Source organism: Rhodococcus sp. (in: high G+C Gram-positive bacteria) (genome assembly GCF_049286785.1).
In the GTDB taxonomy this organism is placed as follows: domain Bacteria; phylum Actinomycetota; class Actinomycetes; order Mycobacteriales; family Mycobacteriaceae; genus Rhodococcus_F.
Window position 1 is genome coordinate 1 of sequence record NZ_JBAQEO010000009.1, and the last position, 11,126, is coordinate 11,126.

12 protein-coding genes and 1 pseudogene are annotated in these 11,126 nt (G+C 63.1%); 6 read left to right on the forward strand and 7 right to left on the reverse strand.

What is annotated here, in order from left to right; translation table 11 throughout:
* Positions 1–148: 148 nt before the first annotated feature.
* Positions 149–592 carry a pyridoxamine 5'-phosphate oxidase family protein gene (locus WAW17_RS00360; protein WP_422331049.1) on the forward strand — a complete coding sequence of 148 codons (444 nt, stop codon included), beginning with the start codon at positions 149–151 and terminating at the stop codon, positions 590–592.
* 46 nt (positions 593–638) lie between these two features.
* Positions 639–1,070, forward strand: a complete 432-nt coding sequence (locus WAW17_RS00365; RefSeq protein WP_422331050.1) for a nitroreductase/quinone reductase family protein — start codon at positions 639–641, stop codon at positions 1,068–1,070.
* A 104-nt stretch (positions 1,071–1,174) separates the two neighbouring features.
* Here the strand turns inward: WAW17_RS00365 and hcaB are convergent, their stop codons facing one another.
* From hcaB to WAW17_RS00390, 5 genes are read right to left on the reverse strand one after another with little or no spacing between them, the layout of a single operon-like run.
* Complete coding sequence (gene hcaB, locus WAW17_RS00370) at positions 1,175–1,972, reverse strand: 3-(cis-5,6-dihydroxycyclohexa-1,3-dien-1-yl)propanoate dehydrogenase (RefSeq protein WP_422331051.1); 798 nt, start codon at positions 1,970–1,972, stop codon at positions 1,175–1,177.
* 1 nt (position 1,973) lies between these two features.
* Positions 1,974–2,360 (reverse strand): bifunctional 3-phenylpropionate/cinnamic acid dioxygenase ferredoxin subunit, encoded by a 387-nt coding sequence (locus tag WAW17_RS00375; RefSeq protein WP_422331052.1) that lies wholly within the window; start codon positions 2,358–2,360, stop codon positions 1,974–1,976.
* Positions 2,357–2,923, reverse strand: a complete 567-nt coding sequence (locus tag WAW17_RS00380) for an aromatic-ring-hydroxylating dioxygenase subunit beta (RefSeq protein WP_422331053.1) — start codon at positions 2,921–2,923, stop codon at positions 2,357–2,359. Before WAW17_RS00380 ends, WAW17_RS00375 begins: the two co-directional genes overlap by 4 nt.
* Positions 2,920–4,263 (reverse strand): aromatic ring-hydroxylating dioxygenase subunit alpha, encoded by a 1,344-nt coding sequence (locus WAW17_RS00385; protein ID WP_422331054.1) that lies wholly within the window; start codon positions 4,261–4,263, stop codon positions 2,920–2,922. Before WAW17_RS00385 ends, WAW17_RS00380 begins: the two co-directional genes overlap by 4 nt.
* A complete protein-coding gene (locus WAW17_RS00390; RefSeq protein ID WP_422331055.1) occupies positions 4,260–5,171 on the reverse strand; it encodes a VOC family protein in 912 nt (303 codons plus the stop codon). The genes WAW17_RS00385 and WAW17_RS00390 overlap by 4 nt, the downstream gene beginning before the upstream one ends.
* A 208-nt stretch (positions 5,172–5,379) precedes the next feature.
* On the opposite strand from WAW17_RS00390, the gene WAW17_RS00395 reads away from it, so the two are divergent.
* The 4 genes from WAW17_RS00395 to WAW17_RS00410 all read left to right on the forward strand — a co-directional run bounded on the left by WAW17_RS00395 (position 5,380) and on the right by WAW17_RS00410 (position 9,497).
* A complete protein-coding gene (locus tag WAW17_RS00395; protein WP_422331056.1) occupies positions 5,380–6,228 on the forward strand; it encodes an alpha/beta fold hydrolase in 849 nt (282 codons plus the stop codon).
* Positions 6,229–6,473: 245 nt separating this feature from the next.
* The gene (locus tag WAW17_RS00400) at positions 6,474–7,691 is read left to right on the forward strand and encodes an NAD(P)/FAD-dependent oxidoreductase (protein ID WP_422331057.1); all 1,218 of its coding nucleotides are present in this window, start codon (positions 6,474–6,476) and stop codon (positions 7,689–7,691) included.
* Positions 7,692–8,091: 400 nt separating this feature from the next.
* Positions 8,092–8,880 (forward strand): IclR family transcriptional regulator, encoded by a 789-nt coding sequence (locus WAW17_RS00405; RefSeq protein ID WP_422331058.1) that lies wholly within the window; start codon positions 8,092–8,094, stop codon positions 8,878–8,880.
* Positions 8,877–9,497, forward strand: coding sequence for a TetR/AcrR family transcriptional regulator (locus tag WAW17_RS00410; RefSeq protein ID WP_422331059.1), 621 nt, complete (start codon positions 8,877–8,879; stop codon positions 9,495–9,497). The genes WAW17_RS00405 and WAW17_RS00410 overlap by 4 nt, the downstream gene beginning before the upstream one ends.
* A gap of 103 nt (positions 9,498–9,600) precedes the next feature.
* Here the strand turns inward: WAW17_RS00410 and WAW17_RS00415 are convergent.
* A pseudogene (locus WAW17_RS00415) lies at positions 9,601–10,167 on the reverse strand (transposase); the annotation flags it as partial.
* Positions 10,161–11,105, reverse strand: coding sequence for an MFS transporter (locus WAW17_RS00420; protein WP_422331060.1), 945 nt, complete (start codon positions 11,103–11,105; stop codon positions 10,161–10,163). The gene WAW17_RS00420 and the pseudogene WAW17_RS00415, both read right to left, overlap by 7 nt.
* Positions 11,106–11,126 lie beyond the last annotated feature (21 nt).

Genomic DNA, 11,126 nt, shown 5'->3' on the forward strand with positions numbered 1-11,126 from the left:
TCGAGCTGCGAGCCGTGAACTGGCGTGGCCGCCTCACAGTGCCCGAAGTGGCACGCCCCGACGGATTCGAGGATCTGGCCTGGTTCCGATTCGAACCCCAGCGCGCCACCGCCTGGGACTACGGCACCCTGCACGAGGAGTCGCCGACATGACGCCCGACCACCCCGAAGTCCGTGCAATTCTCCAACATTCGCGTGTCGCGCGGCTGGCCACCCTGACACCCCAAGGCAGACCCTCGATGACGCCACTGTGGTTCGTCTACGACGGCACCCGCCTCCACTTCGCCACCGGCAAGGACACGGTGGCCGCGCGCAATGTCGCCGCACACCCCGACGTCGTGGTACTTCTCGACAGCGAAGGACGCGGCCGCCACGACAACGTCCTCCGACTGCACGGCCACGCGACCGTGCACACCGGCACGCCCTCACCCTCGTTGCTCGCCCGCTTCGGACGCAAGTATTACCTCGCCGGATGGCGCTCCGAACTGTCGCACCTCACGCGGTGGCGGTTACGCATCCGCTACTACGCCCAACACGAGGGCGCCACCATCACCGTCGAACCCGGCGACGCGGAACTGTTGCGCCTTCCCTGATTCGAGACCTCGCCGTGCGGACGCCTCAACCGGTTAGGCTGAAAACATGCCGTCGGACCGCGCACTCGAGTTCATGAACGCAGCACACCGAGCCCTCCTGCGCGTCACCGGCGGGCGGGTCGGGTGGAGTATCGGCCCGATGCCGACGGTGGAGCTGACGACGGTCGGCCGCAAGACCGGGCGGTTGCACACCGTCATGCTGACCGTGCCGGTACGGGAAGGCGACACCCTCGTTGTGGTGGCCTCACGCGGCGGCGACGACCGCAACCCCGCGTGGTTCCTGAACCTGCGGGACAACCCGGTGGTCCAACTCTCGCTGCAAGGAAAGCCCGCGCAGTCCATGCGGGCCCGCGTGGCAAGTCCCGAAGAGCGGGCCCGTTTGTGGCCGAAAGTGACCGCCGCCTACAAGGGATACGCCGGGTACCAGAAGCGGACGGACCGCGAGATCCCTCTGGTTCTGCTCGATCCGACGCCCTGACATCGGTCACCGTCACAAACCGAGGGATCTCGATCGGCGGGAGTTCACATGGAACCCCCGCCGATCTCACGCGCATGCCGCGGCGCGCCATCCGTGCGTTCGCGCTAGGCGGTGGGCGGCCGCGGCGGGATCCCGAAGCTGCTCACATCGATCACGGTGCCGGTCACCGTGGCCGATTCCTTCTTTGCAGCGAGGAGGACGTAAGAGCCCACGTAGTCCTCGGGCTGAACGTCGAGGTGCAACGCCGTGAATTCTTTCACGACCTCCTTGATCGGAAATGCCTCGCCGATAGGAGAATCCGCCAGCCCCATGGATCCTGGACCCCGCAGGTCCGTCGACATACCGCCCGGTGCGACGGCATTCACCCGGACCTCCGGCGCGAGTTCGTATGCCAGTTGTTTCACCAGACCGACGCCGGCGTGTTTCGACGCGACGTAGAGCGGGCCGCCCCCGGCGGGAAAGAACGCCGCGTTCGACAGTGTGAGGATGATAGATCCGCCCGACTCCTTCAGCGCCGGGAAGGCAGCCTTCGCACCGAGCAGGTATCCCTTGACGTTGACCGAGAAGAGTTCGTCGAATCCTGCCTCGAGTCGATCTGCGGGAGTGTCGGGCAGTGATCCCATGAAGTCCCACAGACCGGCGTTCCCGACGAACGTATCCAGCTTGCCGAACCGTTCGACCGCGGTCTCGCAGGCGCGGTGGTTGTCGTCGTAGCTGGTGACGTCACCGGCGACAGTCGCGATGGCGTCGCCGAGATCGGCGCTGAGCTTCTCGAGCTTCTCTTCGGACTTGTCGAACGCCACCACGCTTGCGCCCTCGGTGACGAAACGCTTCACGATCGCCCTGCCAAGACCCGAGCCGGCGCCGGTGACGACGACGGATACCCCTTCAAGCCAACCCATTTTACGAGCCCTCCTTCACTAGATAGTTTGACGGCAACGCGACATACACTTCGTCGCCGATGACGGTGACCGGGTGCACAGCCACGGGCACCGAAGCCGGCGGACACATGACCTCCCCGGTGCGGAGGCTGAACTTGGCCAGATGCAGACTGCATTCGACGACACCGTCCTCGACCCAGCCCTCGGCGAGCGAAAAGGTCTCGTGTGTACACGTGTCATCGATGCAGAAATACTCGTCTTCGGAGGCGAAGACCGAAACGGGCGGAATGGTGGTCAGCCGCAACCCCTCGTCCTCCGGAAGGTCGTCCACGACACACGCGCGGATCCACTTCTTCTCTTCGATATCCGGAAGATCCTCGTTCACAACGTAATCGGTCATGGCGCTCATAGGAAGATGCTGATGCTGGGGGCCAGTAGCGTGGTCTGCTCGAGGACGGCCTTACGCGACGCGATAGCGAACGGATATCCCGTGGCCTCGAGGTTTGCCGGTCGGAGCACGTCGAATCGCTCACCGACGAACCAGTCCTGGTGTCGCTCCAAGCGGCTCCGGTAGACATAGAAGTTCGATGTGACGTCAAGTTCTCCTGAATCCTTAGCCCTGACACGCACATTGGTGATCAGACGTCGCGTGCGTGAGGGAGGCTCCTCCGACCACGAAACGCCCGACGAGTATCGGCGTACGCGGCCACGGAGAAAGTACTTGTCGTCGTCGATGAAGGCGCTCTCGTCTTCCGACGCGATTTCGCGGCCACGCTCGCGGACGGTCCGCGTCATGCGGGTGGGCACCCAGTAATGGGTGTCCTCGGTGAACAACTCGATCCATTCCTCGAAGCGGTGCTGGTCGAGCAGATCAGCTTCCGCATACAGGAACTGCTCGACATCGTGCTGGGTCTGGGCATCGATCCTGCGGAACACCGACTTCGTCGTGTCGATTGGTTCTGTTGAAATCATGCGTCCTGAACCTTCCTCGTAGAGTCCTCGTTGGCGATCCGCAGTTTGTCGAGTTCCGCGATATCAGCCCACGACATGCCGTTCACCAATTCGCTCCACCGCCGGTAGAAGCCGCGTGCTGCCGTCTCGCTGTACACATCGTTGGACAGGCCGGGAAGGCCGTCCGCATCGCGTTCTTCGTGCCCGAGGCCCATCTGCACGTTGAACGTGTTGTTGCGGGCCTTGAAGCCGCGCAGCACTTGCTGGATCTCGGTCCAGTTCTCGCCGTCGTCGGTCTCGAACGAACCGGCGGGGCTGAATGTGCGCTGCACACCGCGCCGGAGCGCTGCTTTGACGTCGGCGGGCGCATCCTTGGGGACATAGGTCCACGCCCAGACTTCGATCTGACCGGGACCCCGGGGGTGCCACACCCGCATCGTCGCGACCGGACCGAGAAATGAGAAGTTCGGGAAGATGGTATTGTGCCCGAACACCTTGAGTGCGCGTTCTTGCCCGATGCGGCGGTAGACCTCGTCGTGGTTCTGCTCGAGCCACGCCGCGTACTCGGGTCCGAACGTGGGGTCGGGCATCACGAACTGGGGTAGCCAGAAGCTTCCCGACCCGTGCCCGTTGCCGGCGAACTGGCGACCGGGAGCCTCGGCCGGTGGATTCAATACCGCTCCCGCCGCAGGGTCATCGGTCAGAGCCATGAACGCAGAGGCATGCGAGACCGCTGTGTGGTACATGTCGCTCGCGAACTGCTCGGACGCGAACTTCCAGTTGCAGTCGATGGTCCACTTCGAGGTACCACCGACGAACTCGAGGCCGTTGTCCCACCGGTCCACGACGGCGTCGAAGTAGTACGCCATGTCACCGAGGTACTCGTCGAACTCCGGAGTCTCGTCCGACCAGGTTCCGAAGTAGAAGCCCTTGTAGTTGGCGATCCGCGGAACCTTCAGCGCACCCCATTGACTCTTGTCGATCTCGTTGCGGTAGGCGCGATCTTCCTGTGGGACGTTGATGAGGTTGCCCTCGAGGTCGTACGCCCACCCGTGATAGCTGCACGTGAAGGTCTTGCTGGTGCCCTCGTCCGCTCGGCAGATCCGCATCCCGCGGTGCCGGCACTGGTTCAGGAAGGCCCTGACCGACCCGTCCTTTTGCCGCACGACCAGGACAGGGTCCTCGCCCATGTACGTCTGGACGAAGCTTCCCTTCTTCGGCAGCTGCGAATCATGGGCGAGAAAGAGCCAACTGCGACCGAAGACCTTCTCGAGTTCGAGTTCGTAGAGGTCGGGGTCGGTGTAGATGCGTGGGTTGTTGTAACCGCGCTCGGGGTCGACGAGTTCGTTCAGGTCGATCATGACTGTTCTCCTGCAGTGGTCGAGAGCTCAGGGTCGTGAGCCGGAGGCTCCAGGAAGTGGTGGCCCCAGATACTGGGGGCGTCGTAGTGGCCGACCTTCCACACCGCGTCGTCGACCAATCGTCCGTTCCAGCCGTATTCGACGGCGAAACCCGACGGCGTGACGACATAGAAGGAGGTCATCCGGTCGTTGGTGTGCTCACCGATCGTCATCAGAACCTTGTAAGGCCCGTTCTCGACGATGTCGAGTGCGCGCCCGACGGCCTCGAGCGAGTCGACCTCGACCATCAGGTGACCGAGACCGGGGAGCGGTCCGGGAATCGCGGCGAACGCTATCGTGTGATGGCGCGGGTTACAGCGCATGAAGATGCCGTTTTCCGGGCCGAGCGCGATGGTGTCGCTGATCTTGAAGCCGAGCACCGACTGGTAGAACTCCGAGCTACGGTGGCCATCGGTCGTGAAGAGAAACACGTGTCCGAGTCCGAGGTCACCACAGACGAACCGGATACCCCGTGGAGAGACGAACGGCGCATTGTTCGATTCCTGTCCGACGTGCGCCTCGATCCGGTTCCCGTCGACGTCGGCGAACGTGACCAGCCGCTGCACGCGACGTGTCGCTGCCAGATCCGGGTCTTCCTTCACCGCGACCGACGCTGCACCGAGGTCGGCAACGAGATGGTCGAGATCTGCGTCGCAGGCGACCTCGAAGCCCAGAGCGATCAGCGTGTCGGGACCGGGCGGGCCGTCCTCGACAACCAGCCGGAACGCGCGGTCGTCGGTGCGGAACATCGCGGTCGATGCGTCAGGACCGTCGATGAGCTGGGCGCCGAGGACTTCGGTGCCGAACTGTTTCCATTCATCGAGGGGACCGCGAACGACCAGATAGCCCAGCGCTGCGATATTGCTCATGCTTGCAACCTCCATTGGTTTTCGTGATTGCGAGCTTGCGTCGCCGACCCACGGACTCCGCCAAAGTGTCCCGACGGCCGGAACACTTTTGTGCCGGAGGTCTCACCGCAGGACAGAGTCGAAGGGTCGGCTCACTGCCCGCGCATGTTGTCGAACGTGCTCGCAGATCCCGACCTCATTTCTGCACCCACCGAGCAAGGAGACACAGATGACTGGAACCGACACCGCGGTAATCGCCGACCGGTTCGTAGACCTTCCGAACTTTCGGGTCCACTACATCGAGGCTGGTAGCGGGCACCCGGTGGTGTTGCTGCACGGCAGTGGGCCGGGCGCGACGGGTGCAACCAACTTCAGCCCGAACATCGAAGCCCTCGCGGAGCATTTCCATGTGATCGCTCCGGATATGCCCGGGTGGGGCGAGAGCGACACCCAGAACGACGACACCGGCCGTGACCACGTGGCTGTGCTCATCGCCCTTCTCGACGAGCTCGGGATCGAGAAGGCAGCCCTCGTCGGTAACTCGATGGGCGGCATCACCGCGGTGACCACTGCGATTCAGCATCCCGATCGCGTGTCACACCTGATCACGATGGGCGCGCCCGCGCCGGTACAGCCGCTGTTCTCGGCGGGCAACGGTCCGTCCGAAGGCATCAGCGTGCTCCTGCACGCCTACCGCGAACCGACCATGGAGAACATGAAGCGGCTGGTGCAAGTTATGTGCTTCGACCAGTCGACGGCGACGGACGAACTCGCGCAGGCACGCTCGCAGGCAGCGAACGCACGGCCCGACCACCTCGACAGCTGGAACAGCCAGTTCTCGGGGGGATGGAAGCTGCCTGCGTACTTCTCACTGACCGGACAGGTCGGCAGGATCACCGCCCCGACGATGGCGATTCACGGCCGCGACGACCGCGTCGTGAACTTCGAGCACAGCCTGCACCTGGTGACCCAGATTCCGGACAGCCGGATGGTCCTTTTGAATCGTTGCGGTCACTGGGCGCAGATCGAGCACGCGGCCGAGTTCAATCGACTCGTGACCGGGTTCGTCAGCAACTAGGGATGACTTCTCGGTCTCACCGGCCGTACAGGAACTCCATGTCATCGACCAGCCCGACGTCGGTGTGCTCTTCGATGGCATGGAGTTCCACTCCGAGGACGCCATCCCGATGAACCTGGGCTGTACCCCCGATCACTCATACCGTCGAGCACATCGGAGAAGCGCTCGTCGCGATGCCCGCAACGACCCCACTCGGTCTCGACCTGAACGGAGGACACGCTGTGTCCACAACGCACCACGTCATCGTGGGAGCTAGCATCGCCGGCGTCTCTGCCGCAGTCTCGATGCGTGAGAAGGGATTTGACGGATCGATCACGATTATCGAAGCTGAGAATCGCCAACCCTACGAGCGCCCCCCACTGTCGAAGACGGCGGATCCCGAGAGCGCCCTGCGCCCCCTGCTGCCCCCAGATTCTTACTCCGCAAAGCAGATCGACCTCCGCTTGGGTACGACGGTGGAGCGTCTCGACGTCGACCGTCGGCGTGTAGTCCTGGGTGACGGCGACGAACTACGTGCGGATCTGGTCCTGCTCGCCACAGGAGTCTCAGCGCGACGCCTTGGCGTTCCGGGTGAAGACCTCGACCACGTCTTGACCCTGCGCAACGCCGACGATGCATCGAGAATCTTCTCCGGGTTCTCTTCCGGCGGTCCTCTGGTCATTGTCGGGGGCGGATTCATCGGGCTCGAGGCCGCCGCCGTGGCCCGGACCATGGGAATCGACGTGACCGTGGTCGAGACCGAGGAACTGCCCTTGCTGCGACCACTCGGGCGCTCGGCCGCGGAGTTGATGATGGAACTGCACCGGCAGCATGGAGTTCGGGTGCTGACCAACCACACGGTGGCGGCGTTCCTCGGCACAACTGCGGTGGAACAGGTCCAGCTGACCGGCGGAGAAACCTTGCCTGCGGCCTCGGTCATCGTCGGCTGCGGTGTGGTACCCAACGACGAACTCGCTTCGGCCGCAGGTGTGTACTGCGATGGCGGAGTCGTTGTCGACGTCTCCGGCCGCACCAGCAATCCTTGGATCTGGGCTGCAGGTGATGTCGCCAACCAGCCGCACCCCCACGTCGCTCGCCGGGAACGAATCGAGCACTGGGATGTCGCCCTACGCCACGGAACTGCGGTGGGCGCATCCATGGTCGGACATGTAACGGAGAACAGCGAACTCCCCTACTTCTGGTCTGACCAGTACGGGTTAACGCTGCAGGCGTACGGCAGGGGACGGCCCGGCGACCGGATCGTCCTCCGCGAAGGCGCGACACCGGACCGCTTCGTCGCATTCTGGCTCCGCAACGGATACCTCGCCGCGGTCGCCGGCCTCGCCGAAACGAAGTCGGTGCGCGCCGCCAAGAAGCTCGTGGAGGCGCGTGCGGCGATCTCCCCGGCAGTGCTCGCCGATCCATCGACCAACCTGCGCGAACTGACACGAAACCTTGCAAGTAAGCCCGCCGTAACTGTCTGACTGAGTTCTACCGGAACAGTTCATTCGGTTCTGACGTGCTGGGGATGTCCGCAGGCCTTACACAACCGATCGTGGTTGGGTGGCCTACCTTTCAACCGTCGTTTCTGGCTGGTTTGCAACCGCCGTCGACATCTGTCAGCTGACACCGCATAGAACCTCGGACTGAGGCCCCACGACTCATAAGATGCTCCTCGATCTCGGGCTATTGCAGCCTTCGCAGGTCGCGAATTATCCCAGGCCAGGGTGCCATTCTCCGTTTGTCACACGGGTTTTCCCTCACACGGGACCTCCGACACGCCGTTGCGCGGGAATTTCTGAAGAGTCGACGCGAAGCGTTGACAGGCCTGAGTACTAGAGCGTACGTTCTACTAGAACGCACGCTCTAGTGACGGGAATCACCATGGCAGAACAAATGGCCGCACTGTCCACCGCCAATGCCCCATCCGTCCTCTGGAAAGCCTTCGACGTACTCAAAACCTTCAACCAGAGCCAACGTGTGCTGTCACTGAGCGAGATCGCGCGCAGGAGTGGGCTACCGAAGTCCACCGCTCACCGGATACTGACCATGCTCCTGGAGGTCAAGGCCGTCGAACGAAGGGGTCAGGATTATCGAATCGGCCTTCGGATGTTCGTCATGGGGACGTGCTCGACCGAGGTTCAGCTCAGAGACGTCGCACTACCTCACCTCGAACGCTTGCGACGAGTGACACGGCAAACCGTGCATCTCGCCGTCCTCGAAGGCGCCGATGTCGTGTACCTGGAGAAGCTTCCCAGCTATGCATCCCCAGCGACGCCGGCGGTGATTGGTGGCCGGTTGCGTGCCGAATCGACCGGCGTCGGTAAGGCTCTCCTCGCGTTCGGTGACCGCACTCCCGATTTGGGATCGGCATGGGACAAGAAGATGGCTTCGACCCTCGGGCGGACACAACCGCTTCAGGACTATCTCCAGAACGTTCGCCGAAGCGGCATTGCAGGAGACCGCGAAGAAGCTGCCCGAGGACTCGCGTGCGTGGCAACTCCGATCATCATCGGGTCGAAGGCCGTGGCTGCGATTTCCGTCGGCTTCAGTGCAAGCGCCGGAAGCGGAGAACTGTTTGTCAACCCGCTCCGAGAAACAAGCGCCGCGGTGAGTCGCGCCCTGGCGGGGACGTCGTCCAACACCTACGACCGTAGTACTTTGAAACTGTGAACGGCACGTCGACAACTATCCCGACCAACTCCAAAGAAGCCATTTTGGATGCCGCAGAGGAATTGATGGCAAACGTCGGCTACGAAAGGGCATCGATCGCCCAGATCTGCCGAGAATCCGGGCTTCCTGTCGGATCGGTGTACCACCACTTCGGCAGCAAGGCCGGGTTGCTGTCCGCCATCATGGAGCGCGGCAGCCTACGTTTCTTCGCGACGATGCCGCAGGCCGACGCCGACCGGTCGATCTCAGAAGAGCAGCGTATGCGCGACTACTGGCTCAGTGCCGCAGACGCCATCTACGCCAACTTCAACTATTTCACCCTCGAGGCCGACATGATGCGCTCCAAGAATCAGGACGAAGACATCGCGCGCACCGCGGCTCGTGTCCGGGAAATCATCCACGAGCGGATGGAAGCGGTCATCTTCCCGTACGCGCGGCACCTGGGGATCACCAACCCGGAGCAGCTCGCTCAACGTCTCGTCACCTCCTCCGTGGTCTTCACCCGCGGAGCACTGATCGAAGCCGGCCACGACCTCGAACGCCTTCGCATCCTCATGGCCGATCTCTACTCACTGCTCCACGCCGCAATTCTCCAGGCTGCCGAAGCCGAGGAATGAGCTCGCCCCCGAAACAGCCGACAAGTGGCTAACCTCGATCTTTCGCGATCTCGAACTGCCGGACCGACTTTCGCCCCGGTCGCTGCTTCAACCTCCTTTCCGGTTGGTTCTGCGCGAAGTCGTGCAGAGGTAGGTTCTCCAGACCGGTGTCCTTCGAGGCTCGGATCCGGTCCGAGGACCCCGGTGGCCTCGACCACCCACGCTCCGTAGCGTGGGTTGCCGTCGGCGTTGTAGGCGGGTGTCCACGCATCGGCGGGAATATCACCGAGACGGGCGACCATCCGTCCGACCCGGCCGCCCTTGGCGGTGAAGGGAAACTGCCGCAAGAATTCTCGGGTCAGTTCGATGTGGTCGACGGCGGTGTTGGAGCCTGGCGTTGCCGGGGCGCAGCGTGAACGCGAGGGGTTCACCGGTGGCGTCGGGGCCGTGGTCGACGAACCCGAGCAGCGGGTGAAACCCAAAACCGCGCTGGTAGGTCGGGGCTGCCCATGCCAGTTGAATGTGCGGTGACCAAGGTGGCGTCGAAGTCGATGATCAAGCGGTTCTGCGCGTCGATGTCGTGATCGGGCGCATGCTCACCAGCGTCAAACCACGTTGCGGGCTGCTGCTCGGACGGTGTTGATCGCGGCGAGGGCTTGGGCGTGTCGGCTGCGAGAGTGGAGATCAGCCGGGGACCAGATCGTTGTCCTTGCTTTCGCGCACCAGGACGATGAAGACTGCACTGATCAAGGACACGACCACGAGATAGGCCGCAACGACGCTGATACTCGAGTTCGAGGCGGCATAGAGTGAAGCAGCGATCACGGGGGCGAACCCGGCGCCGACGAGTCCGGACAGTTGGTATCCCAGCGAGGCTCCTGTGTACCGACTGGAGGTTCCGAACTGCTCGGAAATGAACGCAACCATCGGTCCGAAGCAGGCAGCCTGGCAGACTGACAGAGCGAGTACGAATCCGGCGACAGCCGTGCCGAAATGCCCTGAACTCACCATTAACATCGTCGGGTAGGCGACGACGCCGAGACCCAACACCCCGGCGAGCATCACCGGTCGCCGCCCGACGCGATCAGAAAGTCGTGCATAGAACAGCACCGTGAAGATCGCCAGGAATTGGCTGATCCCGAATGCTGTCAATGCTTCCGAGCGAGTGACGCCGGACAACACCGCCAGGGTGATGCCGAAGGTCGAGAGCATTGCCGTCACCGACATTGCGGCAATTCCCGCCAGCGCCACGTAAATGACCGGCTTCGGGTTCGCGAGGATCGCGAAGATCGGGGCCCTTCCTTCCTGATTGCGCTCGCGTCTTTCCGCTTCGGCGACGAACAGCGGACTCTCTGCTATTTGCGCTCGGATGTACAGTCCGAAGATCAGAAGGATGCCGGAGACGAAGAAGGGAACACGCCACCCCCATGTCAGGAACTGGTGTTCCGGCAGCGTGGCCATCACCGTCATCGCGATCGTGCCGAGGACCGTTCCCGTCGGGGCGCCCGCATTCGCGAAGGCAGCCGAGAAGCCACGCTTATCCTTCTCCGAGTGCTCGAGGGCCATCAACGCGGCTCCACCCCACTCGCCGCCGATAGCGATGCCCTGACATACACGCAGAAGCGTCAAAATGATTGCGCCCCAGGAACC